24 protein-coding genes are annotated in these 25249 nt (G+C 72.2%); 17 read left to right on the plus strand and 7 right to left on the minus strand.

Features of this window, described 5'->3' with window-relative positions; all coding sequences use genetic code 11:
* Positions 1-24 precede the first annotated feature (24 nt).
* The 4 genes from ACZ4E1_RS33300 to ACZ4E1_RS33315 all read right to left on the minus strand — a co-directional run bounded on the left by ACZ4E1_RS33300 (position 25) and on the right by ACZ4E1_RS33315 (position 3282).
* Positions 25-510, minus strand: a complete 486-nt coding sequence (locus tag ACZ4E1_RS33300) for a roadblock/LC7 domain-containing protein (protein ID WP_467546548.1) — start codon at positions 508-510, stop codon at positions 25-27.
* A 38-nt stretch (positions 511-548) separates the two neighbouring features.
* Positions 549-1286, minus strand: coding sequence for a DUF4388 domain-containing protein (locus ACZ4E1_RS33305; protein ID WP_467546598.1), 738 nt, complete (start codon positions 1284-1286; stop codon positions 549-551).
* Positions 1287-1309: 23 nt separating this feature from the next.
* Complete coding sequence (locus ACZ4E1_RS33310) at positions 1310-1714, minus strand: hypothetical protein (protein WP_467546549.1); 405 nt, start codon at positions 1712-1714, stop codon at positions 1310-1312.
* A 194-nt stretch (positions 1715-1908) separates the two neighbouring features.
* A complete protein-coding gene (locus ACZ4E1_RS33315; protein ID WP_467546551.1) occupies positions 1909-3282 on the minus strand; it encodes a type III PLP-dependent enzyme domain-containing protein in 1374 nt (457 codons plus the stop codon).
* Positions 3283-3405: 123 nt separating this feature from the next.
* Between ACZ4E1_RS33315 and hutU the strand changes: the two genes are divergently transcribed.
* The 4 genes from hutU (at position 3406) to hutI (ending at position 9023) form a co-directional block, all read left to right on the plus strand.
* Positions 3406-5070: a urocanate hydratase gene (gene hutU / locus ACZ4E1_RS33320; RefSeq protein ID WP_467546552.1), complete on the plus strand. Its 1665-nt coding sequence runs from the start codon at positions 3406-3408 to the stop codon at positions 5068-5070.
* Positions 5067-6353 (plus strand): allantoate amidohydrolase, encoded by a 1287-nt coding sequence (locus ACZ4E1_RS33325; protein ID WP_467546554.1) that lies wholly within the window; start codon positions 5067-5069, stop codon positions 6351-6353. The genes hutU and ACZ4E1_RS33325 overlap by 4 nt, the downstream gene beginning before the upstream one ends.
* A complete protein-coding gene (locus ACZ4E1_RS33330) occupies positions 6350-7681 on the plus strand; it encodes a formimidoylglutamate deiminase (protein ID WP_467546556.1) in 1332 nt (443 codons plus the stop codon). The genes ACZ4E1_RS33325 and ACZ4E1_RS33330 overlap by 4 nt, the downstream gene beginning before the upstream one ends.
* Positions 7682-7853: 172 nt before the next feature.
* Complete coding sequence (gene hutI, locus ACZ4E1_RS33335) at positions 7854-9023, plus strand: imidazolonepropionase (RefSeq protein ID WP_467546558.1); 1170 nt, start codon at positions 7854-7856, stop codon at positions 9021-9023.
* 94 nt (positions 9024-9117) lie between these two features.
* On the opposite strand, the gene ACZ4E1_RS33340 is transcribed toward hutI, so the two are convergent.
* Complete coding sequence (locus tag ACZ4E1_RS33340) at positions 9118-10014, minus strand: RNA polymerase sigma factor SigF (protein WP_467546560.1); 897 nt, start codon at positions 10012-10014, stop codon at positions 9118-9120.
* A gap of 273 nt (positions 10015-10287) precedes the next feature.
* Between ACZ4E1_RS33340 and ACZ4E1_RS33345 the strand changes: the two genes are divergently transcribed.
* The 7 genes from ACZ4E1_RS33345 (at position 10288) to ACZ4E1_RS33375 (ending at position 16041) form a co-directional block, all read left to right on the plus strand.
* On the plus strand, positions 10288-10659 hold the full coding sequence (locus ACZ4E1_RS33345) for an STAS domain-containing protein (protein ID WP_467546562.1): 372 nt from the start codon (positions 10288-10290) through the stop codon (positions 10657-10659).
* A gap of 238 nt (positions 10660-10897) precedes the next feature.
* A complete protein-coding gene (locus tag ACZ4E1_RS33350) occupies positions 10898-11377 on the plus strand; it encodes an ATP-binding protein (protein WP_467546564.1) in 480 nt (159 codons plus the stop codon).
* 180 nt (positions 11378-11557) lie between these two features.
* Positions 11558-12262 carry an LPXTG cell wall anchor domain-containing protein gene (locus ACZ4E1_RS33355; protein WP_467546566.1) on the plus strand — a complete coding sequence of 235 codons (705 nt, stop codon included), beginning with the start codon at positions 11558-11560 and terminating at the stop codon, positions 12260-12262.
* 12 nt (positions 12263-12274) lie between these two features.
* Positions 12275-13219: a COG1470 family protein gene (locus ACZ4E1_RS33360; protein ID WP_467546567.1), complete on the plus strand. Its 945-nt coding sequence runs from the start codon at positions 12275-12277 to the stop codon at positions 13217-13219.
* The gene (locus ACZ4E1_RS33365; RefSeq protein ID WP_467546569.1) at positions 13216-14340 is read left to right on the plus strand and encodes a hypothetical protein; all 1125 of its coding nucleotides are present in this window, start codon (positions 13216-13218) and stop codon (positions 14338-14340) included. The genes ACZ4E1_RS33360 and ACZ4E1_RS33365 overlap by 4 nt, the downstream gene beginning before the upstream one ends.
* Complete coding sequence (locus ACZ4E1_RS33370; protein WP_467546571.1) at positions 14337-15707, plus strand: hypothetical protein; 1371 nt, start codon at positions 14337-14339, stop codon at positions 15705-15707. Before ACZ4E1_RS33365 ends, ACZ4E1_RS33370 begins: the two co-directional genes overlap by 4 nt.
* Before the next feature lie 100 nt (positions 15708-15807).
* Positions 15808-16041 (plus strand): hypothetical protein, encoded by a 234-nt coding sequence (locus ACZ4E1_RS33375; protein WP_467546572.1) that lies wholly within the window; start codon positions 15808-15810, stop codon positions 16039-16041.
* 82 nt (positions 16042-16123) lie between these two features.
* On the opposite strand, the gene ACZ4E1_RS33380 is transcribed toward ACZ4E1_RS33375, so the two are convergent.
* Complete coding sequence (locus tag ACZ4E1_RS33380) at positions 16124-17611, minus strand: peptide MFS transporter (protein ID WP_467546573.1); 1488 nt, start codon at positions 17609-17611, stop codon at positions 16124-16126.
* Positions 17612-18130: 519 nt separating this feature from the next.
* On the opposite strand from ACZ4E1_RS33380, the gene ACZ4E1_RS33385 reads away from it, so the two are divergent.
* Positions 18131-18808 carry a response regulator transcription factor gene (locus ACZ4E1_RS33385; RefSeq protein WP_188338522.1) on the plus strand — a complete coding sequence of 226 codons (678 nt, stop codon included), beginning with the start codon at positions 18131-18133 and terminating at the stop codon, positions 18806-18808.
* A gap of 209 nt (positions 18809-19017) precedes the next feature.
* Complete coding sequence (locus ACZ4E1_RS33390; RefSeq protein ID WP_467546576.1) at positions 19018-20298, plus strand: ATP-binding protein; 1281 nt, start codon at positions 19018-19020, stop codon at positions 20296-20298.
* A gap of 19 nt (positions 20299-20317) precedes the next feature.
* Here the strand turns inward: ACZ4E1_RS33390 and ACZ4E1_RS33395 are convergent, their stop codons facing one another.
* Positions 20318-20848 (minus strand): GtrA family protein, encoded by a 531-nt coding sequence (locus tag ACZ4E1_RS33395; RefSeq protein ID WP_467546578.1) that lies wholly within the window; start codon positions 20846-20848, stop codon positions 20318-20320.
* 170 nt (positions 20849-21018) lie between these two features.
* On the opposite strand from ACZ4E1_RS33395, the gene ACZ4E1_RS33400 reads away from it, so the two are divergent.
* The 4 genes from ACZ4E1_RS33400 (at position 21019) to ACZ4E1_RS33415 (ending at position 25121) form a co-directional block, all read left to right on the plus strand.
* Entirely contained in the window at positions 21019-22158 is a 1140-nt protein-coding gene (locus ACZ4E1_RS33400) for a 5-(carboxyamino)imidazole ribonucleotide synthase (RefSeq protein ID WP_467546580.1), read from the plus strand.
* Positions 22155-22697, plus strand: coding sequence for a 5-(carboxyamino)imidazole ribonucleotide mutase (gene purE, locus ACZ4E1_RS33405; RefSeq protein WP_399131050.1), 543 nt, complete (start codon positions 22155-22157; stop codon positions 22695-22697). Before ACZ4E1_RS33400 ends, purE begins: the two co-directional genes overlap by 4 nt.
* A gap of 5 nt (positions 22698-22702) precedes the next feature.
* Positions 22703-23899 (plus strand): dipeptidase, encoded by a 1197-nt coding sequence (locus ACZ4E1_RS33410; protein ID WP_467546582.1) that lies wholly within the window; start codon positions 22703-22705, stop codon positions 23897-23899.
* 139 nt (positions 23900-24038) lie between these two features.
* Positions 24039-25121, plus strand: coding sequence for a membrane dipeptidase (locus ACZ4E1_RS33415; protein WP_467546584.1), 1083 nt, complete (start codon positions 24039-24041; stop codon positions 25119-25121).
* The last annotated feature ends 128 nt before the right edge of the window (positions 25122-25249 follow it).

The raw sequence follows: 25249 nt of genomic DNA on the forward strand, positions 1-25249 counted from the left end.
GTGCTGCGGTGCTTGCGGTCGTGGTCAGGCGGTGTCGGTGGGGGTGTGCGGCGCGCGCAGGGGCAGGCCGGAGCCGGCCGTGCGGGTGCGGGCCCGGCTGCGGGCGCGGGCGGGCTCCTTCGGCGGTGCGGCGGCCGGGGCGGCCGCGACGACCAGCTCCCCGATGCGGGCGCCTGCCCGCCGGCCCTCCAGATGCAGCCGGCCCACGTTCACCCGGTCCCCGGCGAGCAGGGTCAGCACGGCCGAGTCCCCGGCCGCGTACGTGGCGACGTAGCCGCTCTCGCCGCGGACGAGGAGCTCGCGGAAGCCGCCCTGCCCGGTCGCGTCGGTCAGGCGCAGAGCGACGCCGAGCGCTGCGGCGGTGAGCGCGGCGACGCCCTCGGCCTCGACGCCGGGGGTGTCCTGGGCGAGGACGAGGCCGTCGACGCTGGCCGCGAGCGCCCCGGTCACCTGCGGCACATGGACTCTCAACCGGTGTATCTCGGCGAGGAGTTCGGCCTCGTCGACCATCGGGATGCTCCTTTCGGGGGCGGGGTGCCGGCGGCGTCTCACAGGGCCTCCAGCGCGGCGCGCAGCCGGCGCAGCAGGGCCACGTCGGGGTCCTCGACGGCGGCCGTCCGCGCGAGCCACTCCGGTACGGCCGCGGCGGCCGGGGTCTCGGGCGCGGTGGTGACGAGGCCGCGGGAGGCGAGGCGGCGCAGGTCGACGAGGGTGTGGAAGGCGGGGCGGCCGAGCGTGAGGGCGATCTGCGAGGCGGTGCGCGCCCCGTCGACGAGTTCCAGCACCCGGCGCCGGCGCGGCGGCACCCGCAGCGGATGCAGGGCGGTGCGGCTGAGCGCGGCCGTGTCGGTGTCCGGCTCGGGCCAGATCCGCTGGAGCAGGTCGCGGCGGCGCAGCGTCTCGCGCTCCACGGCGGCGACCGGCACCGGCCGCACCGCTCCGAACCAGTGCGCGACCCCGTACCGGAAGCGGGTGGGTCCGCTGGTCGGCGCGAGCGTGAAGTACGCGGCGTCGAACAGGGCGCCCAGATGGCACAGTTCGAGCGCGCCGTCGGTCAGGCCGCCCTGCTCGACGAGGTAGCGGCCGACGCGGTGCCCGGCGCCCGCCCGGTCGACGGCCTCCCACCAGCCGTCGGCGTCGATCACCCCGGTCGCGGTGAGCAGCACGTCCATGCCGGGCGTCGCGGGCGACTCGGCGTGCACGATCCGCCCGTCCTGGAGGTAGAGGGTGCCGTGCTCGCGGATGAGGGCGCCGGTGGCCCGCTCGGAGGCGAGCCGGCTGAGCATGGGGGAGACCCCGCTGTGGACGCTCACCCGAGGACCAGCCGCTCGGCGAGGTCGGCGAGGCGGATCCGGGCGAGGGCCAGATTGCCGTCCGCCCGGTCGAGCCACAGATGCAGGAAGACGCTGCTGTCGAAGCTGGTGCGGACGAAACGCAGCAGGTGGTAGCCGTCGCGGCTGGTGACGATGACGTCCTCGACGGGCGGCTCCGCCCCGTTCCGCGACCAGTCGCCGCCGCCCGCCGGGGCGAAGGCCCGGTGCTCGGCGGTGAGCCGGGCCACCTCGGCGGCCTCGGCCGCGGTCGCCTCGTGGTCGCCGTTGGGCGACTCACCGATGGTGCCCAGGGCGAGTCCGCTGGTCCAGTCGACGACCGAGGCGCCGCGGGCCCCCGGCAGCCGCATGGCCTCGAGCAGACACTCGTCGATTCCGGACACGCCTGGATCCCCCCACCCGTCCGTCACTTCGGTGCACCACTGGTGTCGGTGTGACGCAGACGCTACGCACCGTACGGAGGCCTGGTGAGCGTTCTGGCATTTTCCAATGGAACATGCGCGCCGGGTACTAGAATCCGCCGACCGGCCGCTCCCCGTACGGGAGTTGGGCCGGCCGGCGGCGTGCCCGGGGTGGCTCAGAGCGCGGTGAGTCCGTCGCGCAGGCCGCCGCCCGCCTCCGCCACGATCTCCTCGACCGGCTGCGGCGCGCGCACGGTCGCGAACCGCACGGTGCCGTCCGGCTCGGTGACGTGGCCGTAGACGCCGGGCCTGGCCAGCGAGTTGTACGAGTAGTGCTGGGCGAAGTAGTAGGCGCCGGTGTCCAGGGCCGCCGCGTGGTCGCCGGCCGTGAGCAGCGGCAGTTCCTGGTTCTCGGCGAGCAGGTCACCGGCGAAGCAGGCCGGGCCCGCCACGTCCTGTGCCACGGGCGGCCCGGCCTTGGGCCGCCCCTTCGCGTCGTACGCGGCGATCCGCAGCGGCCAGGACGCGGGCGCGTACACGGTGCGGGTGGCGACCTGGACGCCCGCGTGTGTGACGGCGATGGGGCGACCGCCGGCCTCCTTGGCGTACTCGACGAGGGCGAGCGTGGTGCCGTGCTTGGCGGTCAGGGAGCGGCCGAACTCGGTGACGAGCCCGTAGCTCCCGTCGAAGAGCCCCGGCACGGTGGCGGCGAGCAGCCGCGCGTACGCCGCGTAGGTGGGGGTCTCCTCGTCGGAGGCGAAGTTCACGGGCAGGCCGCCGCCGATGTCGAGGGTGTCGACCTGGCGGCGCCCGGCGGCCTCGTTGATCTCCTCGGCGAGCGCGTGGACGGCCCGGACGCCCTCGGCCATCCGCTCCAGGGGGACGCCCTGGGAGCCGGAGTGGGTGTGCAGCCGGGTCAGCCACGGCCGGTCCAGGTACGCCTTGATCAGCCAGGCGCGGGCGCCCTCGTCGCGCAGGGCGACGCCGAACTTGGAGGTGGCGGTCGCGGTGGACAGGGCGCCGATGGAGCCCGCGCCGGTCTGCGGGTTCACACGGACGCCGAGCGGGGAGCGGGTGGGCGCGGAGGCCACCAGGGCGTCGAGGCGGGCCAGCTCCTCCGGGTTGTCGGCGTTGACGGCGATGCCGAGGGCGAGGGCCTCGCGCAGTTCGGCCGGGGTCTTGGCGGGGGAGTCGAGGACGGTGCGGCCGGGCGGCATCCCGGCGGCGCGGGCGAGGGCCAGCTCGCCGGGGCTCGCGACCTCCGCGCCGATCCCGGCCTCGCGCAGCAGGCGCAGGACGGGCACGAGCGGGGTGGCCTTCACGGCGAAGGCGTGCAGGACGGGGGTGCCGGGGGCGGTGACGGCGTCGAAGGCGGCGTGCAGGGCGGCGGCGGAGGCGCGGATGCCGGTGACGTCGAGGAGCCCGGCGACCGGCGTCGCGGGGCCGACCAGGCCCTGCTCGACGGCGGCGCGTACGGCCTGGTCGCGGCGGGTGGCGGCGTCCGGGGCCCGGTGGGGCAGGGGCTGCGTCTGATCGGTGTCGTGACCCATACGGTCCACACAACCATCCGTGACCGTCCGTGTGGTTCCGGTGGGACGTGTTGACTAGTTCTATTCAGAACGTCAGGATGTGAATATCTAAGCCAACACCCTCACCCTCCAGGAGGCACCCCGATGTCCGGACCCCGCCCCGTACGAGCCCCGCGCGGTACCGAGCTGAACACCCTGGGGTGGCAGCAGGAGGGTGCCCTGCGCATGCTCATGAACAACCTCGACGCCGAGGTCGCCGAGCACCCGGACAAGCTCGTCGTCTACGGGGGCACCGGCAAGGCGGCCCGCTCCTGGGAGGCGTACGACGCGATCGTGCGCACGCTCGAGACGCTGAAGGACGACGAGACCCTCCTCGTCCAGTCCGGCAAGCCCGTCGGTGTCATGCGCACCAACGAGTGGGCGCCGCGCGTGCTCCTCGCCAACTCCAACCTGGTGGGCGACTGGGCCAACTGGGAGGAGTTCCGCAAGCTGGAGGCCGAGGGCCTCACCATGTACGGCCAGATGACCGCCGGTTCGTGGATCTACATCGGCTCCCAGGGCATCGTCCAGGGCACCTACGAGACCTTCGGCGCCGTCGCCCGCAAGAAGTTCGACGGCACCCTGGCCGGCACCATCACCCTCACCGCCGGCATGGGCGGCATGGGCGGCGCCCAGCCCCTCGCCGTCACCATGAACGAGGGCGTCGCGATCTGTGTCGACGTCGACGAGACGCGCATCGACCGCCGCATCGGCACCCGCTACCTCGACGTCAAGGCCGACAACCTGGACCACGCGCTGGAGCTCGCGATCCAGGCCCGCGACGAGCGCCGCGGCCTGTCCATCGGTGTCGTCGGCAACGCCGCGGAGATCTTCCCGGAACTGCTGCGCCGCGAGGCCCCGATCGACATCGTCACCGACCAGACCTCCGCCCACGACCCGCTGGCCTACCTGCCGGTCGGCATCTCGGTCGAGGACTGGGACAAGGAGCGCGAGGCGGACCCGGCCGGGTTCACGGAGCGTGCGCGCAAGTCGATGGCCCTGCACGTCGAGGCCATGGTCGGCTTCCTGGACAAGGGCGCCGAGGTCTTCGACTACGGCAACTCGATCCGCGACGAGGCCCGCAAGGCCGGCTACGACCGCGCCTTCGACTTCCCCGGCTTCGTCCCGGCCCACATCCGCCCGCTGTTCGAGGAGGGCCTCGGCCCGTTCCGCTGGGCCGCCCTGTCCGGCGACCCCAAGGACATCGCGGCCACCGACAAGGCGATCAAGGAGCTGTTCCCGGAGAACAAGCACCTGCACCGCTGGATCGACATGGCCGGCGAGCGCATCGCCTTCGAGGGCCTCCCGGCCCGCATCTGCTGGCTCGGCTACGGCGAGCGCCACCTGGCCGGCCTCAAGTTCAACGAGATGGTCGCCGCCGGCGAGCTCTCCGCCCCGGTCGCCATCGGCCGCGACCACCTCGACTCGGGCTCCGTCGCCTCCCCGTACCGCGAGACCGAGGCCATGAAGGACGGCTCGGACGCGATCGCCGACTGGCCGCTCCTGAACGCCCTGGTCAACACCGCCTCCGGCGCCTCCTGGGTCTCCATCCACCACGGCGGCGGCGTCGGCATGGGCCGCTCCATCCACGCCGGCCAGGTCTGTGTCGCCGACGGCACCGAGCTCGCCGCGCGCAAGATCGAGCGCGTCCTCACCAACGACCCCGCCATGGGCGTCATCCGCCACGTCGACGCCGGCTACGAGCACGCCGCCGACGTCGCCAAGGAGCGCGGTGTCCGCGTCCCCATGTCTGAAGGTGACAGCAAGTGACGCGCCCTGAAGGGGCGCGGGGAACTGCGCGACCGGCCACGGCTGGTCCGCAGTCGCCGACAACCCCGGACTTCACGGCGATGTGGCGCGACCTGCAGCCCATCGGCCGTGACAAGGACACACGCGGGTACCGCCGATATGCCTGGACCGGCGCCGACGCCGACTGCAAGGTCTGGTTCAAGGAGCAGGCGGAGAACCGCGGCCTGACCCTCGAGGTCGACCGCAACGGCAACCAGTGGGCCTGGCTCGGCGACCCGGAGGCCGGCGACGCCGTCGTCACCGGCTCCCACCTGGACTCCGTGCCCGACGGCGGCGCCTTCGACGGCCCCCTCGGCGTCGTGTCCTCCTTCGCCGCCCTCGACGAACTCCGCCGCAGGGGAGTGGAGTTCACCAAGCCGCTCGCCATCACCAACTTCGGCGACGAGGAGGGAGCCCGCTTCGGCCTGGCCTGCGTAGGCTCCCGCCTCACCGGCGGCCACCTCACCCGCGAGCAGGCCTTCGCGCTCAAGGACGGGGACGGCGTCAGCCTGCCCCAGGCCATGGAGCGCGCCGGCTACGACCCGGAGGCCATCGGGCCCGACCCCGAGCGCCTCGCCCGCATCGGCGCGTTCATCGAACTCCACGTCGAGCAGGGCCGCGCCCTGGACCTGTCCGGGGACGCCGTCGGCGTCGCCAGCTCCATCTGGCCGCACGGCCGGTGGCGCTTCGACTTCCGCGGCGAGGCCAACCACGCGGGCACCACCCGCCTGGTCGACCGACGCGACCCGATGCTGTCCTACGCCGAGACCGTCCTCGCGGCCCGCCGCGAGGCCGAGCTCGCCGGCTCCGTCGCCACCTTCGGCAAGATCGCCGTCGAGCCCAACGGCGTCAACGCGATCCCGTCGCTCGTGCGCGGCTGGCTCGACTCCCGCGCCGCCGACCAGGACGCCCTGGACCAGACGGTCACCGGGATCGAGAAGGCGGCCCGCGAGTACGCCGAGAAGCACGGCATCGACGTGTCGCTCACCCGCGAGTCGTTCACGCCCGTCGTCGAGTTCGACCACGCGCTGCGCGACGAGCTGACCCGCATCCTGGGCACCGACACCGACCTCGCGGTGCCCGTGCTCGGCACCGGCGCGGGACACGACGCGGGAATCCTCGCCTCGTCCATCCCCACCGCCATGCTGTTCGTACGCAACCCGACGGGCGTCTCGCACTCCCCGGCCGAGTTCGCGGCCGAGGACGACTGCCTCGCCGGGGTGCGCGCACTGGCCGACGTACTCGAAGGGCTGGCCTGCACGTGACCACGACGTACTGGCTCGAACACGCCTGGCTCGACCCCGAGGTCGAGTCCGGCGTGACGGTCGAGATCGCCGACGGGCGCATCACCTCCGTCACCCGCGACACCGCGACGCCGCCGCCCGGCGCGACCGTGCTGCGCGGCCTCACCGTGCCGGGTCTCGCCAACGCCCACAGCCACGCCTTCCACCGCGCCCTGCGCGCCAGGGTGCAGGTTGGCTCGGGCACCTTCTGGACGTGGCGCGAGACGATGTACTCCGTCGCGGACCGGCTCACCCCGGACATCTACCACGCGCTCGCGCGGGCCGTGTACGCGGAGATGGCGCTCGCCGGCATCACCGCCGTCGGCGAGTTCCACTACCTGCACCACGCGCCCGGCGGCACGCCCTACGCCGACCCGAACGCGATGGGCGAGGCGCTGATCGCCGCCGCCGACGAGGCCGGCATCCGCATCACGCTGCTCGACACCGCGTACCTGTCGGCGGGCTTCGGCAAGGCGCCCGACGCGCACCAGGCACGGTTCTCCGACGGCACCGCCGCCGCGTGGGCCGAGCGGGCCTCGCTCCTCAAGGACCGCCCGCACGCGAAGATCGGCGCCGCCGTTCACTCCGTACGGGCCGTCCCCGCGGACCAGCTGTCCACGGTCGCCGAGTGGGCCCAGGTCCGCGGCGTCCCGCTGCACGTCCACCTCTCCGAGCAGATCGCGGAGAACGAGGCGTGCCAGGCCGCGCACGGCTGCACCCCGACCGAACTCCTCGCGGAGCACGGGGTGCTGGGCTCGCTCACCACGGGCGTGCACAACACGCACCTCACCGCGCACGACATCAGCCTCCTCGGCGGCTCCGGCACGGGCACGTGCATGTGCCCGACGACGGAGCGGGACCTCGCCGACGGCATCGGCCCCGCCGTGCAGCTCCAGCAGGCCGGTTCGCCGCTCTCGCTGGGCTCCGACAGCCACGCTGTCATCGACCTGTTCGAAGAGGCGCGCGGCATGGAGCTCAACGAGCGGCTGCGCACGCATCAGCGCGGGCACTGGACGGCGGGGGCGCTGCTGCGGGCCGCCGCCGCGGACGGGCACGCGGCGCTCGGCTGGACCGATGCCGGTGTCATCGAGCCCGGGGCCGTCGCGGACCTCGTCACGATCGACCTCGGGTCGGTCCGTACGGCTGGGGCTCCGCCGCGGCTGGGTGCGGAGACGGCCGTGTTCTCGGCCGGTGCCGCGGATGTCCGTGACGTGATCGCGTCCGGCCGCGAGGTCGTCCGCGACGGGGTCCACGTCCGTGTCGGGGACGTGGGTTCCGCCTTGACCGAGGCGATCTCGGCGCTGCGGTAACCCGTCGTCGGGTGCGGGTGCGTCGTGGCTGGTCGCGCAGTTCCCCGCGCCCCTGAAATGCACGCCCTGCGGGCGGCATTTCCCCGATGAGGCGCAGCCTCATCAGGGGCGCGGGGAACTGCGCGACCAGCCCCCACCGGACCCGCACCCGGCAACGAAACCGGAAGGAATCATGACCACCACCGCCATCGTCAACATCGGCAACCTCGTCACCAACGACCCGGAGCTGGGCGAGGGCCCCCTGGGCCAGATCAAGAACGCCGCGCTGGTCGTGGAGGGCGACAAGATCGTCTGGGCCGGCCCGAGCGCGGACGTACCCGCGACGGACGAGGCCCACGACGCGGCCGGCCGCGCCGTGATCCCCGGGTTCGTCGACTCGCACTCCCACCTGGTCTTCGCCGGAGACCGCACCGAGGAGTTCAACGCCCGCATGTCCGGCCGCAGCTACAGCGCGGGCGGCATCCGGACGACGGTCGCCGCCACCCGCGCCGCGACCGACGAGGCGCTCGAGGCGAACCTGAAGCACCACCTCGCCGAGGCCCTCCGCCAGGGCACCACCACGTTCGAGACGAAGTCGGGCTACGGCCTGACGACGAAGGACGAGGAGCGCGCCCTGCGCATCGCCAAGGCGCACACCGACGAGGTCACCTACCTCGGCGCCCACATCGTGTCGCCGGACCTCGCCGACGACCCGGCCGCGTACGTGGACCTGGTCACCGGCGAGATGCTGGACGCCTGCGCCCCGCACGCCCGCTGGATCGACGTGTTCTGCGAGAAGGGCGCCTTCGACGGCGACCAGGCGCGGGCCATCCTCACGGCCGGCAAGGCGAAGGGCCTGCTGCCCCGCATCCACGCGAACCAGCTCTCCTACGGCCCCGGCGTCCAGTTGGCCGTCGAGCTGGACGCGGCCAGCGCCGACCACTGCACGCACCTGACGGACGCCGACGTGGACGCGCTGGCGAGCGGGAACACGGTCGCGACGCTGCTGCCCGGCGCCGAGTTCTCGACCCGCGCCCAGTGGCCGGACGCCCGCCGCCTGCTGGACGCGGGCGTCACCGTGGCGCTGTCCACGGACTGCAACCCGGGCTCGTCCTTCACGTCCTCCGTGCCGTTCTGCATCGCCCTGGCCGTGCGGGACATGGGGATGACCCCGGACGAGGCGCTGTGGTCCGCCACGGCGGGCGGCGCGCAGGCGCTGCGCCGCACGGACATCGGCCGCCTCGCCCCGGGCGCCCGCGCCGACCTGGCGTTCCTGGACGCCCCGAGCCACGTCCACCTGGCCTACCGTCCGGGCGTCCCGCTCGTGAGCGAGGTCTGGCGGGCCGGCGCGCGGGTCGCGTAAGAACGTACGTCACGGACAGCCGTACGCGAGAAGGCCCGCTTCCCGGGGATCTGGGAAGCGGGCCCACTCGCATGTCAGGGGCCGGGAGCCGAGCTCACTCCTCGACGGTCAGCCCCTTGCGCAGCCGCACGAGGGTCCGCGACAGGAGCCGCGACACGTGCATCTGCGAGATTCCGAGCTCTTCGCCGATCTCCGACTGGGTCATGTTGGCGACGAAGCGCAGCGACAGGATCTTCCGGTCGCGCGGCGGGAGTTCGGCGATGAGGGGCTTGAGGGACTCGACGTACTCGATGCCCTCCAGGCCGTGGTCCTCGTAGCCGATGCGGTCCGCGAGCGCGCCCTCGGAGTCGTCCTCCTCGGGCTGGGCGTCCAGGGAGGATGCCGTGTAGGCGTTGGACGCCGCCATGCCCTCGACGACCTCGTCGTTGGAGATGCCGAGGCGGTCGGCCAGCTCGCCCACGGTGGGGGCGCGGTCGAGCTGCTGGGCGAGTTCGTCGCCCGCCTTCGCGAGGTCGAGACGGAGCTCCTGGAGCCTGCGCGGGACGCGCACGGACCACGAGGTGTCGCGGAAGAAGCGCTTTATCTCGCCGACGATGGTCGGCATCGCGAAGGTCGGGAACTCGACGCCGCGGCTGAGCTCGAAGCGGTCGATGGCCTTGATCAGGCCGATGGTGCCGACCTGGATGATGTCCTCCATCGGTTCGCTGCGTGAGCGGAACCGGGAGGCCGCGAACTTCACCAGGGCGAGGTTCAGCTCGACCAGGGTGTTGCGGACGTACGAGTATTCGTGCGTGCCTTCTTCAAGGGACTCCAGACGTTCGAAGAGTGTCTTGGAGAGGGCGCGCGCGTCGAGTGGTGCCACTTCGTCGAAGGGCGGGATCTCCGGAAGACCGAGGTCCTCCAGAACGTCGGACTCGACGTGGGCAGGGGGTTCCGGGGGGAGTTTCGACGTCGCCTGGTCAGTACGCGATTCGTCGAGCCGGGGTGACATGATGTCCTCCATCGTTCTCGGCATATGGCTGCCGATGCCAATACGTGCACTGCGGTGTGCGGCGCCTCCGAGCCGGCCGTGTCGATTGGTGTCCTTACTAGGCCTACCCGCTTTGCACACCGAGCCGCAAGTGCGTTCTATGGCGAAATGTCCGATTTCTGGGCCTTGTTCGGGTACCGGCACCGGTGGTGAGGGCGTAGGGTTCGAGGGCGTCAATCGGCACGTCGAAGGCAGCTGGGAGCTTCGGAAGCTTTTCAGCGGGAGAGGGTCGTCATGGACCGCGGGACAGTCGGCAGCGCGCATCGGGGCCGGCTTCTGGTCGAGGTGCGGCGAGAGGGCTCCAGCGCCGTCGTGACCCCGGTGGGTGAGCTCGATCACCACACGGCGGATCTGTTGCGTGAGCCACTCGACGAGTGTCTTGACCAGGGGCTGTCGAGGCTGGTCCTCGACTGTTCGCGGCTGGAGTTCTGTGACTCGACGGGGCTGAACGTCCTGCTCGGCGCCCGCCTCAAGGCGGAGGCCGCCGGCGGCGGGGTCCATCTGGCCGGGATGCTGCCGGTGGTGGCCCGGGTCTTCGAGATCACCGGCGCCGAGGCCGTCTTCACGGTCCACGAGACGCTGGCGGCGGCGCTCACCACGGAGTGACCCGCAGGGCGCGCGCCCGCCGGGGTGCGGAAGTTATCCTCCGGTTGTCGCTGCGTGATCGGGGCGTTACCAGCGTCACATCGCCCGCGTCGAAACGGGGGGTGTTCCCGCCGTTCGTCCGGGCAGGAGATCCACGACCGGACAGACCCCAGCGACCCCGTATCCCGCATCTCGCAGTTCCGCATTGTCGAAGTCCTGAATCCAGAAGCACATGGTGAATCGGTGAGGTGAAGTGCTGATGAGCGCCACCCGGCCTTACTCGCCGGGCGACCACGGCCCCGAGTCGGGCGAGCGGCCGGCCGGCGCGGGCCGCCAGGTCCGCAGGCTGAGCCTCGGCGACGCGAGCGGTGTCGTACCCCTCGCCCGCGACTTCACCCGTGAAGCGCTGCACGCCTGGGGCTGGCTGCCGGCGTCCTCCGCGGACCGCCGGGCCGCTGCGGAGGACGTCCTCCTCGTCGTCTCCGAACTGGTCACGAACGCCTGCCTCCATGCCGAGGGTCCGGACGAGCTGACCGTCTCCCTCGACGGCAAGGTGCTGCGTCTGGAGGTCACCGACCGGGGCGCGGGCCAGCCCGCCCCCCGGACCCCGCACCGCGCGGGCCGTCCCGGCGGCCACGGCATGTTCATCGTCCAACGCCTCTGCATGGACTGGGGGGTTGTCCGCACCCCCGGCGTCACCGGCAAGACCGTCTGGGCCGAGCTGGGCGCCCCCGCATAGCCGCATCGCGACGCCGTGCGCGGCGCCGCCACGCACGTCTTTTCGAGCACGCCGGATCCTCCTGGATCCGGCGTGTTCTTTGTCTTCCCTCGTAAAGGTCCCGGGCGTACCTTGAGCCACCCGCATCTGATGAACCGTCAGTAACCGTCGGTCTGAAGGGATCTCGAGGTGACGTACCGGATGTACCCGAAACGAACCGCCGCGTTCGCGCTCAGCGCGGCTCTGGCCGGCTCGGCGGTGCTGATGGCCGCCCCGACCGCCTCGGCCACGGTCGTGGACGTCAACTACCAGTGCAAGACCCCGATCGGGAACAAGGGAGCCGTCTCCCCGATCGACATCAAGTCCGTGCAGAGCGGCAGCGGCTACAAGATCACCATGTCCTTCCAGAAGGGCGTCTCCTCCAGCCCCGTCGAGCTCGGCAAGGGCGCGATGAGCCCCAGCGCCGTCATCAAGCTCGGCGGCGCGGAGACCGGCGACCTGGCCGTGACGGGCCCGCCGAACGCCGAGGCGATCCCCGCGAACACCCCCATCAAGATCAGCGACCTGAGCGGCACCTACACGCCGAAGAAGAGCGGCAAGGTCACCTTCACCGCCGGCGTCCTCACCATCAAGGCGCTCGGCACGACCACGACCTGCACCCCGGCCAACAGTCCCAAGCCGTCCCTGGAACTGGACGTCAAGAGCGCGGGCGGCTCCGGCGGCGGAGGCGGGGGCGGCGGCAGCACGGGCGGCTCCCAGTCGGCCCCCTCCGGCGACCAGCTCCCCCAGACCGGCCCCGAGGACTCGGCGATAGCCCTCGGCACCCTGGGCGGAACGGTCCTGTTGGTGGGCGCCGCAGGCAGCCTGTGGCTGACCCGTCGCCGCCGGGCAGGAGCGCCCCTTTAGGGGCGCGGGGCCGTGTCGATCAGCGGCTCCGCCGCGGGGCGCGAGCAACCACGACGGCGCCGCACCCGCCGACCCCACCGAAAGTCGCACGGCGCATGGGCGCTGCTGGGCGCCGCCCTCCTGAGCTGGGGCGGCACCACAGCCCCGGCCCAAGCGGCGGCGCCCATGTGGACGATCACCCCGTCCGCGGGCGGCGCCGCCCGACCGTACATCTACGCGGAGGGCACCCCCGGCACCGTCCTGGAGGACAAGGTGGCCGTCACCAACCCGACCACCCGCCCCCTGAAGATCACCCTCCGCGCGGACGACGCCGACAACAAGAAGGACGGCACCCTCGGCCTGCGCACCCGTGCGAAGGACACCGGCGCCTGGATCACGTTCGCCGACACCTCCGTACGGGTCCCGGCCCGCACCCGCGCCGAGATCCCGTTCACGGTGAGCGTGCCCGCGGGCGCCGTCCCCGGCGACCATCCTGGCGCCGTCGTCGCGAGCGCGGGTGGCCGCGACGCCGGGGTCAGCGTCCACCTGCGGGTCAGCGGCCCGACCCTGTCGGCCCTCACCGTCGAACGGGTCCGGGCCCGCGCCGGCGCCATCACCTACGACGTCGTCAACCGCGGCAACACCACGCTCAGCCCCCGCCTCGCCGTCCGCGCCGACGGACTCTTCGGAGCGGTGCTCGACCGGGCCCCGCGCGCCCTGCCCCTCGAACTGCTGCCGGGGCGCCGGGTCACCCTGACCGAGCCCTGGAAGAACGCGCCGGCCCTGGACGACGTCGACGTGAAGGTCACCGTCACCGCGGGCGGCGGCGCCGGCGACTCGGCCACGACGACCGCCCGGTTCATCCCCTGGGGCGCGCTCGGCGGCGGCCTGGCCCTGCTCGCGGGCGGCGGCCTGGCCGCGTACGGGTACGCGCGCCGCCGACGACCGGCCCCCGACACACAAGGGAGTACGTCATGACACGCCGCAGCGCGCCGGGCGCGCGGCTGCTCGCCGTCCTCGGCCTCGTGGCCGCGCTGCTCGCCGGCGCGGCCGCCGCACCGGCGAGCGCCGCCGGGAAACCGACCGTGACCCTCTCCAAGTCCCAGGCGGGGACCGGGGGTTCGATCACCGTGAAGGGGAAGGGCTGGCGCCCGAGCGCGCTCCTGATGATGCTGGTGTGCGGGCGGTCCACGCCGGAGCGCGGGGTCGTCGGCGGCACCAACTCCTGCGCCAACGCGGACGGGCTCGCCGTCACCACCGACTCCAAGGGCACCTTCAGCAAGAAGCTGCCGGTCGCCGAACCGCCGGTGCCGTGCCCGTGCGTCGTCCACGTCGCGACGGTGACGGGGGAGAAGGCCCAGGCGGACGCCGCGTTCCTGGTCGCCGGGCATCCCGTGAAGGCGATGCCCAAGGAGGACACCGGCGGGCGGCTCACCATGGTCACCGACACCCGGCTCGAAGGCTCCAGCGGCATCCTCACCTGGTTCGGCGCCCCGCCCGCGCGCACGTTCACCTTCACCGTGGGCAACGTGGGCTCGACGCCCGTCAAGGACCCCGTCTTCCAGGTCGGCACCTCCCATGGCGTGTTCGCCCCGCAGTGGGAGGAGCAGCAGTGGCGCGGCACGATCGAGGCCGGCCGCAAGGCGCGGATCGAGCTGCCCGTCGAGCTCACGGCCGGCGCGCACGGCAGCTATCTCGTGTCGCTCAAGTACGGCGGAAAGGTCCTGGCCGAACAGCCCTGGGGCGTCGGGCGTCCCTGGGGCGTCACCCTCTTCTGGATCCTGCTCTGCGTCGTCGTGCCGGCCGCCGTGTTCCGCATCGGCATGGCCGTCGTGGACCGGCTGCGCCCGCGCGACCGCGGCGCGGCCGGACGGCACCGGGGCGCCCAGCGGCTCGCCGACCTCACCGTGAAGCTGCCGAAGCTGCGCACCCCGCAGCCGGCCCACCGGCCCGCGCCCGCCGCGCCGGCGGACGGCGGCCCGGACACCTCCACGACCACCCTGCCCTGGTTCACCCCGGACACCGGTCCGGGCGTGCCTGCGGCGGGTCAGCTCTCCGCACCGCCCGACAACACCAGTCCGACGAAGGGAACCACGTGAACAGGCAAAGGAGAGCCGGTGCGGCCGGCTGCGCCCTGATCCTGTCCGGTGCGGGGCTGTGGCTGGCCGCAGCCCCGGCGCAGGCGGCCACGTCCTCGTATCCGACGGAGTGCATCCCGCCGGCGATCTCCGGCCTGCCCCCGATCCAGGGCACCACGGCGACCGACATCGTCGCGCCGGCCACCGCGAAGGTCGGCGACGAGATCGACGTCGTGTGGAAGACGACGCAGGCCGCGTCCAAGAACCCGGACGTGCTCGACCTGGGCGCCGACACGGTCCAGCCGAGCGGCGTCATCAAGGTGGCCGGGGCGCAGACCGGCGACCTCAAGATGGAGGGCCCGCGCAAGAACCCGCCCATCCCCAAGGGCTCCCCGATGGTGCTGTCCGACATGGCGGGCAAGCTGAAGCTGACCCAGCCGGGTGAGGTGACGCTGACACCGGACGCGTACAACATCAACGTCAACAAGCCGATCTCCACCGACACCAAGTGCTCCCCGACGGGCGCGGTCCCGAAGGCGGTCACCATCAAGGTGACCGACGGCGCCGGCGGCTCCACCGGGGGCACGAGCTCGGGCGGCACGACGTCCGGCGGCACGGCGTCGGGGGGCTCGACGTCCGGCGGTGGCGCGGCGGGCGGTACGTCCTCGGGCGGCTCGGACAGCGGCGGCGCCACCACCTCGGGCGGCACCACGTCCGGTGGCTCGGGCGGCGGTGACGGGGGCAAGACCGACTTCACCGGCAAGGAGGTCCAGATCCCCTACGAGTGCAAGACGCCCATCGGCGACAAGAACGCGACGTCCCCGGTGCAGATCAACGCCAAGAAGGACGGCGGGAACTACGCGCTCACCGTCCAGTTCAAGAAGGCCGTCATGGACAGCCCCGCCGACATCCCGGCCGACTCCGTGAAGCCGTCGATGGAGGTGAAGCTGGGCGGCGCCGACAAGGGCACCGTCCACGTCGAGGGCCCGACCAACAAGGAGCCGATCAAGTCCGGCGAGCCGATGACCATCCCGGACCTCACCGGCACCTACAAGCCGGGCGCCGACGGCAAGTCGACGCTGTCCCCGGGTGTCCTCACGGTGAAGGCGCTCGGTACGACGACCACCTGCACCCCCGCCAAGACGGAGGTCTCCCTGGAGATCGACACGGCGGCCCAGCCGGGCGGCGCGTCCGGCGGCACGAGCTCCGGCTCCGGGGGCGGTTCCGCGTCCGGCGGTTCGGCCTCCGGCACGAGCGGCGGCCTCGCCGAGACCGGCGCCTCGAACGACGGCGCCCTGCGCGCCCTCGGTCTGGTGGCGGGCACGGTGATCCTGATGGGTGGAGCGGTCTTCACGTTCCTTCCTCGGGCCCGTCGGGCCAGGCGATAGTCGTCACACCGAGACACGGCGCTGACCAGGCCGGATGAAGATCGTCGGGCGTTAGTCTCGGTCGTACGCATCACCCGTACGACCGAGACGAGCGCGCCCCATGACCGCAGCGGACACCACCGCCCAGGAGACCGACGTCCACCCCGCCTGCCGCCGCTGCGACGAGTCCGGACTGAAGGTCCGGGCCGCGGCGGCTGCCGACACCGCGCTGAACATCGCGGCGTCGGCGCTGGGCGGCGGCGACTTCGCCAACCGGCCGTGCGCCGTGTGCGGGCACGCCGTACGGCTGCACGAGCGGCCGCTCGACGTGCCTGTCGTGGCGCGGGAGGCGTGACGCGGCCCCTGAGAAACGGCGAGGGCCCGCCGCACCGGATCGGTGCGGCGGGCCCTCTGCGTTCAGCGGGGTCCGGGGGACGTCAGCGGACGTCGCCCATGAGCTCCTTGACGCGCCTGCGGTACATGAAGATCGCCGCGCCGGCGAGGACGGCCGCGAGCGCCTCGACGGCGACCATCGGCTTCGTGTCCAGGTTCACGCCGTTGTTCGACAGCAGACCGGTGACGGCGTCGCCCGCGGTGACCGCGAGGAACCAGACACCCATCATCTGGGAGCTGTACTTGGCGGGCGCCATCTTCGTGGTGACCGACAGGCCGACCGGGGAGAGGCACAGCTCACCGACGGTCTGGCAGAAGTAGATCAGGACGATCCACCAGGGGCTGACCTTGCCGTCGCCCGAGGCCGTCAGCGGCAGCAGGAAGACGAAGAAGGAGATGCCGATCAGGGCCAGACCGGCCGAGAACTTGGCGATCGTGCTCGGCTCCTTGCCCGAACGGGCCAGGTAGAGCCAGAGCCAGGCGGCGACCGGGGCCAGCGCCATGACGAGGACCGGGTTGACCGACTGGAACCAGGAGACCGGGAAGTCCCAGCCGAACACCGAGGTGTTGACGTTGCTGTCGGCGAAGATCGACAGGGTGGAGCCACCCTGGTCGTAGATCATCCAGAAGACGGCCGCGGCGACGAAGAACCAGATGTAGCCGGAGACCTTGGTCTGCTCGGTCTGGGTCAGCTCCTTGTCCCGCTTGATGCGGAACAGGACGACGACCGGGACGATCAGACCGATGATCAGCAGCGGGTTCGTGGCCCACTTCAGGGTCCACATACCGGTGCCGCCGACGATGCCGTAGAAGACGACCGCGACGAGCAGCCAGATCATGGCCTTCTTCAGCGTGGCCGCGCGCTCCTGGGCGCTCAGCGGCTTCGGCACCACGTGGGACTTGGCGTCCAGGTGCTTGGTGCCGAGCAGGAACTGGACCAGGCCGAGGGCCATGCCGAGCGCGGCGAGCGCGAAGCCGAAGTGCCAGTTCACGTTCTGGCCGACGGTGCCGATGATCAGCGGGGCGGCGAAGGCACCGAGGTTGATGCCGATGTAGAAGAGCGTGAAGCCGCCGTCACGACGCGGGTCGGACGGGCCGTCGTACAGGTGGCCCACCATCGTCGAGATGTTGGACTTCAGCAGACCGGAGCCGATCGCGACCAGCAGCAGGCCGAAGTAGAAGGTCGCGGCCATCGGCAGGGCGAGGACCAGGTGGCCCGCCATGATGATGGACGCGGCGATCGCCGTGGTCTTGCGCGGGCCCCAGACACGGTCGCCGAACCAGCCGCCGGGCATGGCGAGCAGGTACACCGTCGACATGTAGACGGAGTAGATGGCGATGGCGGTGCCCGCGTCGAGGCCGAGCCCCGCGGGGGCGACCAGGTACAGCGGGAGAAGGGCGCGCATGCCGTAGTAGGAGAAACGCTCCCACATCTCGGTCATGAAGAGAGTGGCCAGTCCGCGGGGGTGGCCGAAGAAGGTCTTCTGCGGGCCAGCAGTGCTGGCCGCGTCCTTCGTGAGGCTGGACGCCATGGGTCGATCCTCGTGGGGTCTCGGGGGCACGTCGCCGGGTTCGGGACGGGTCCCCTGTGGGGTCTGGCCGGCACCGGGTCCTGCCGCCCTCCCCACGCCTCGGGGGATCTGGTGCGGCGGGCCCGGGATCCATGCCCGGCGCGCTACTTGCGCGCAGGGCCCGGCCACAGGTCATTCCATGTCGACGCTGACACTCGTCAGCTCACACAGGAAAGGGACCTTCAGTGCGCGGTGCGCTGCAAAGGTCCCCCAGTAGTGCATCAGGCGTTGAGTCACCTTACGACACCACAGGGCGGGATATGGAAGGACTTGAGAGATGGATCACAGGCCAGGAAGGAACCGCTGAGCGAATTCCAAGGCAATTCTCAGCTTCGCACCCCAGACCCGTAGGACGCGAACCCGGAGCCGCAGGTTCCGTTCTGATCTCCGGGGGAGCGGGGCCTCGCCCGTGGTCAAGGCGGAGGTGATCTACGGGCGTTCCCCCCACAGGCGTCCACCGGCGCGGACTACCATCACCCCATGACCCGTGTACTGCTCGCCGAGGACGACGCGTCCATCTCGGAGCCGCTGGCCCGCGCCCTGCGCAGGGAGGGATACGAGGTCGAGGTCCGCGAAGACGGGCCCACCGCGCTCGACGCCGGACTCCAGGGCAGCATCGACCTCGTCGTGCTCGACCTGGGGCTGCCCGGGATGGACGGCCTCGAAGTGGCCCGACGGCTGCGTGCCGAGGGGCACACGGTGCCGATCCTCATCCTGACCGCCCGCGCCGACGAGGTGGACACGGTCGTGGGCCTCGACGCGGGCGCGGACGACTACGTCACCAAGCCCTTCCGTCTCGCCGAACTCCTCGCCCGGGTCCGGGCCCTCCTGCGGCGCGGCTCCGCCGAGCCGAAGGAGGCGCCGGCCACGCACGGCGTCCGCATCGACGTCGAGTCACACCGGGCCTGGATGGGCGAGGAGGAACTCCAGCTCACGGCGAAGGAGTTCGATCTCCTGCGGGTGCTCGTGCGGGACGCGGGGCGCGTCGTGACCCGGGACCAGCTCATGCGCGAGGTCTGGGACACGACGTGGTGGTCCTCGACCAAGACGCTCGACATGCACATCTCGTGGCTCCGGAAGAAGCTCGGCGACGACGCGGCGAATCCGCGGTACATCGCCACGGTGCGGGGTGTGGGTTTCCGCTTCGAAAAGAGCTGACCGATCCCCAGACCAAGCCCCTGCGGCGATTGAGCAGCGGGGTCCGGGGCGGAGCCCCGTGGCCTCAGCGCCGTAGGGGCTTCCCCGTTGTTCGCGGCCTCAGCGCCGTCGTGGTTGCTCGCGCAGTTCCCCGCGCCCCTGAAGGGCACACTCCGTGCGCCCCCAGGGGCGGCGCCTCTATATCGCGCTGATCCGGGACACTGAAGGGCATGCGTCGTCGTCTGATCAATTCCACGCTCGCCGTCGTGCTCGTCGTGATCGCCGTGTTCGGGGTGAGTCTCGTCATCGTCGAGACCCGGACCATCACCAACAGCGCCCGGGAGCGGGTGGAGTCGGAGGCGGTGCGGCTCGCCTCCATCGTGGACAGCCGACTGCTCAGCGACGAACAGGTCACCGTCGGCATCCTCAAGGACCAGGTCGCCATCGAGGAGCGGTACGCCGTCATCGAGATGCCCGGCCACCCGCCCCTCGAACTCGGCGACAAGCCCGAGGGCGACGTCATCGCGTACACCGCGCCGGGGGAGCAGGGCGAGAAGGTCACCGTCGAGGAGCCCCGCTCGGCGGTCACCCAGGAGGTCGGCCGCACCCTGCTGATCATCGCCGGGGTCGCCCTGCTCGCCGTCGTCGCCGCCGTTCTGCTCGCGGTCCGCCAGGCCAACCGCCTGACCTCCCCGCTCACCGACCTCGCCTCCACCGCGGAGCGCCTCGGCTCCGGCGACCCGCGCCCCCGCCACAAGCGCTACGGCGTCCCCGAGCTGGACCGCGTCGCCGACGTCCTCGACGGCTCCGCCGAACGCATCGCCCGTATGCTCACCGCCGAGCGGCGCCTGGCCGCCGACGCCTCGCACCAGCTGCGCACCCCTCTCACGGCGCTCTCCATGCGCCTGGAGGAGATCACGATGACGGACGACCTGGACGAGGTGAAGGAGGAGGCGACGATCGCGCTCGCGCAGGTGGAGCGGCTCACCGACGTCGTCGAGCGGCTGCTCACCAACTCGCGCGACCCGCGCACCGGCTCGGCCGTCTCCTTCGACCTGGACGAGGTCATCAAGCAGCAGTTGGAGGAGTGGCGCCCCGCCTACCGCAGCGCGGGCCGCGCCATCGTCTCGTCGGGCAAGCGGCACCTGACGGCCGTCGGCACCCCGGGCGCCGTCGCCCAGGTGCTCGCCGCGCTGATCGAGAACTCGCTCATGCACGGCGGCGGCACCGTCGCCCTGCGTACCCGCGTCACCGGCAACCAGGCGGTCGTCGAGGTCACCGACGAGGGTCCCGGAGTCCCCTCCGAGCTGGGTTCGCGGATCTTCGAGCGGACCATCTCGGGCCGCAACTCGACCGGCATCGGCCTGGCCGTCGCCCGCGACCTCGCCGAGGCCGACGGCGGCCGTCTGGAGATGCTGCAGGCGTCCCCGCCGGTCTTCGGCCTGTTCCTGTCGCGCACCCCGATGAGGAAGAACCAGGACGGCGACGAGGCCGGGCACACGATCCGGTAGCGGACCAGGGCCGGGCCGGCTACTTCACGCGGTGGACGTCGCGGTCCGGCTGTTCAAGGAACGATTCGGCACTGGCCACGGCCTCCCGGGCCGGCAGCGCCCGGAACACCCAGGTCCGGTACGACCAGAAGCGGAACAGGGTCGCCAGACCCATGCCGAGGAACTTGAACACGTTGCTCTGCAGCGGGCTGTCCCAGTCGAACCCGTACGTCGCCACGTACAGGACCCCGTTCTCGATCACCAGGCCCACCACGCTGAACAGCAGGAACAGCGTCAGCTCCTTCGCCCGGCCGCTCTTGTCGCGGTCGCGGTACGTGAAGTAGCGGAACCCCACGTAGTTGAAGGCGATGGCGACCACCGTCGCGATCACGCTGGCCCGCACGACCTGGAGGTCCGTGCCGTGCCGCATCAGGTTGAAGACGCCGAAGTTCACCAGGACGCCGAGCGCGCCGACGACGCCGAACTTGGCGATCTCCCGGAACAGGGCGGCGAAGCGCCCGCGCAGCCCGCCCGGCCCGGACGGGGGTGTTCGCTCCGTGGTCGCTGTCATGGTGCCGCCTCAGCCCCCGTCGTCCCCGTGAAATGGTCGGGCGGTCGGTCACAACCGCCCCGTCCATGCTAGCCAGCGACCCCCGTGAACGCCGGGAGACGCCCTGTGTGGAGGTTCCTCCAAAAGCTCGCCCGTGCGGGAACCGGCCGATTGGCCGATACCCTGAGGGTGTGACGTTTCCGGTAGTCGGCATGGTCGGCGGTGGCCAGCTCGCTCGTATGACACACGAGGCGGGCATCCCGCTCGGCATCAAGTTCAAGCTCCTCAGTGACACTCCTCAGGATTCCGCGGCGCAGGTCGTCAGCGAGGTCGTCGTCGGCGACTATCGCGACCTGGACACGCTGCGCGCGTTCGCGCGCGGCTGTGACGTGATCACCTTCGATCACGAGCACGTGCCCACCGAGCACCTCAAGGCCCTGGAGGCGGACGGCATACCCGTGCGCCCCGGACCGGACGCGCTCGTGCACGCCCAGGACAAGGGCGTCATGCGGGAGAAGCTCACCTCCATCGGCGTGCCGTGTCCGCGCCACCGCATCGTGACCGGCCCCGCCGACGTCACCGCGTTCGCCGAGGAGGGCGACGGGTATCCCGTCATCCTCAAGACGGTGCGCGGCGGCTACGACGGCAAGGGCGTCTGGTTCGTGCGCTCCGAGGCGGACGCCGCCGAACCCTTCAAGGCCGGCGTGCCGGTCCTCGCCGAGGAGAAGGTCGACTTCCGCCGCGAGCTCGCGGCCAACGTCGTCCGCTCCCCGCACGGCCAGGCCGTCGCCTACCCCGTCGTCGAGTCCCAGCAGGTCGACGGCGTCTGCGACACCGTGATCGCCCCGGCCCCCGACCTCGACGAGACCCTCGCGGGCGAGGCCCAGGAGCTGGCGCTGCGCGTCGCTCAGGAGCTCGGCGTCGTCGGCCACCTCGCGGTCGAGCTGTTCGAGACCCGCGACGGCCGCATCCTCGTCAACGAGCTGGCGATGCGCCCGCACAACTCCGGCCACTGGACCCAGGACGGCGCGATCACCTCGCAGTTCGCCAACCACGTGCGGGCCGTCCTCGACCTCCCGCTCGGCGACCCGCGCCCCCGCGCGACCTGGACCGTCATGGCCAACGTCCTGGGCGGCGACTACCCGGACATGTACAGCGCGTACCTGCACTGCATGGCCCGCGACCCCCAGCTCAAGATCCACATGTACGGCAAGGACGTGAAGCCCGGACGCAAGGTGGGCCACGTCAACACCTACGGCGACGACCTCGACGACGTGCTGGAGCGCGCCCGTCACGCAGCCGGATACCTGAGAGGGACCATCACCGAATGAGCCCCGAGAGCCCCTCGCACCCCGTCGTCGGCATCGTGATGGGGTCGGACTCCGACTGGCCCGTCATGGAGGCCGCGGCCAAGGCCCTGGACGAGTTCGAGATCCCCTACGAGGTCGACGTCGTCTCCGCGCACCGCATGCCGCACGAGATGATCGCGTACGGCGAGCAGGCCGCGGGCCGGGGCCTCAAGGCGATCATCGCCGGCGCCGGCGGCGCCGCCCACCTGCCCGGCATGCTCGCCTCGGTGACCCCGCTGCCCGTCATCGGCGTCCCCGTCCCGCTCAAGTACCTCGACGGCATGGACTCCCTGCTCTCCATCGTGCAGATGCCCGCCGGCGTCCCCGTGGCCACCGTCTCGGTCGGCGGCGCGCGCAACGCGGGCCTGCTCGCCGCCCGCATGCTCGCCGCGCACGACGAGGACCTCCTCGCCCGCATGCGCGAGTTCCAGCAGGAGCTCAACGACCAGGCCACCGAGAAGGGCAAGCGCCTGCGGTCCAAGGTCGAAGGCGCGGGCGCCGGCTTCGGCTTCGGGAAGTGAGCGGCATGACCGTCACCCCCGAGGCCCTGGAGCAGGCCCGCGCCCTCCTCGCCGACTTCCCGGTCGTCGACGGGCACAACGACCTGCCGTGGGCGCTGCGCGAGCAGGTCACGTACGACCTCGACGCGCGCGACATCGCCGCCGACCAGAGCGCCCACCTGCACACCGACCTGGCCCGGCTGCGGGCCGGCGGCGTCGGCGCCCAGTTCTGGTCCGTGTACGTCCGCTCGGACCTGGCCGGCGACGCGGCGGTCAGCGCCACGCTGGAGCAGATCGACTGCGTCGACCAGCTCGTCGCCCGCCACCCGGCCGACCTGCGCGCCGCGCTCACCGCCGCCGACATGGAGGCCGCCCGTGCCGAGGGCCGCATCGCCTCCCTCAAGGGCGCCGAGGGCGGCCACTCCATCAACAACTCGCTGGCCACGCTCCGCGCCCTGTACGCGCTCGGCGTGCGCTACATGACGCTCACCCACAACGACAACATCGCGTGGGCGGACTCGGCGACCGACGAGCCCGGCGTCGGCGGTCTCTCCGCGTTCGGCCGCGAGGTCGTGCGCGAGATGAACCGCGAGGGCATGCTCGTCGACCTCTCGCACGTCGCCGCCACCACGATGCGCGCGGCCCTCGACGTGACCGAGGCGCCGGTGATCTTCTCGCACTCGTCCTCGCGCGCCGTCTGCGACCACCCGCGCAACATCCCGGACGACGTCCTGGCCCGCCTGTCCGGCAACGGCGGCGTGGCCATGGCGACCTTCGTACCGAAGTTCGTCCTCCAGGCCGCCGTCGACTGGACGGCCGCCGCCGACGAGAACCTGCGCTCCCACGGCTTCCACCACCTCGACACGTCCCCCGAGGCGATGAAGCTGCACCGCGCCTTCGAGGAGGCGCGGCCGCGCCCGATCGCCACCGCCGCCACCGTCGCCGACCATCTCGACCACATGCGCGAGGTCGCCGGCGTCGACCACATCGGCATCGGCGGCGACTACGACGGGACCGCGTTCACCCCCGACGGCCTCGACGACGTCTCCGGCTACCCGAACCTGATCGCGGAGCTCGTCTCCCGCGGCTGGTCCCGGGACGACCTCGCCAAGCTCACCTGGCGCAACGCGGTCCGCGTGCTCGGCGACGCCGAGTCCGTCGCCCGCGACCTCCAGAGCAGGCGGGGCCCGTCGAACGCGACGCTGGAGCAGCTCGACGCGTAGAGCGGACAGGGCATCTCCTGAGGAACGGGTGAGCGCGCCGGAATCCGGCGCGCTCACCCGTTCGCACTACTCACCGCGAACCCTGCCGCACCGCGTGCCACGGTGGGCCGAACGCTTCACCGAATTAAGCAGGACCCTCATGGCAGAACTGCAGGATCACATCAGCGCCCCCGCCGAAGCCGGCGAGCTCGACCAGCCCGCCCCCACATCGGCCCCGCCCCCACCGGTCCCCACCACCCCCGACCCGGCCCAGGCCCACGAGCTGCTCGCGCGACACCCCATAGCCGACGGCTACAGCGGCCTCCTCCAAGCCCTGCGCACCCTGCCCTGGTACGACCTGGAGCTGGGCGAGAGCGCCGTCGAGACCGACCTGCCACGGCTGCGCGCCGGCGGCACCGGCGCCCTCCTGTGGGCGCTGCACATCGCGGGCGAGAAGCCCGTCACCAGCGCCCTCGAACAGATCGACCTCGTCAACCACGTCGTCGACCGCTACCCCGAAGGCCTGCGCCTGGCCCGCTCCGCGTCCGAGACCGCCGACGCCCGCGCCCACGGCCGCACCGCCGTCCTCATCGGACCCGCCCCGGCCGCAGCAGCCGGCGACTCCCTCGGCACCCTGCGCGGCCTGCACGCCCTCGGCCTGCGCGCCCTCACCCTCAGCGGCACCGCATGGGCCGGTGACACCGGCCTGAACCGGTTCGGCGAGGAGATCGTCCGGGAGATGAACCGGCTCGGCATGCTCGTCGACCTCACCGGCGCGTCCCCCGCGACCGCCCGCGACGTGTTCGCCGTCTCCAAGGCCCCGGCGATCCTCACCCGCTCCGCCGCCCAGGCCCTCAACCACCACGCCGACAACGCCCCGGACGAGCTCCTCGCCGCCCTCGGCGCGTCCGGCGGCCTGTGCCTCGTGCCCTGCTCCGCCGACCGCACCGGGCCCGCGCTCCGCGACGTCGCCGATCACCTCGACCACGTACGCCAGATCGCGGGCCCCGGCGCCGTCGGACTCTCCGGCATGTACGACACCGCGACCGCGCACCCCGAGGGCCTCGACGACGTCTCCGGCTACCCGGCGCTCATCGGCGAGCTCATCGAACGCGGCTGGCCCGAGACCGACCTGGCCCAGCTCACCTGGGGCAACGTCCAACGGGTGCTGCGCGCCGCGGAGTTCACCGCCCGCGCCGCGCACCACCGCGGCACCCCGCCCACGGGCTCGCCCCGCATCTAGGGCGTGTGTCGAAAGTCCCGCCTGCCCCGCGGTGCCCGGCACGCACGCTCGCGGCGTTGCCGAAACGACCTAATAGCTCCGCTATGAGGACGCTCCGGCGCCTTGCGATCGCACGCACCGGACACCGC

The organism is Streptomyces sp. NPDC025806 (assembly GCF_055558275.1).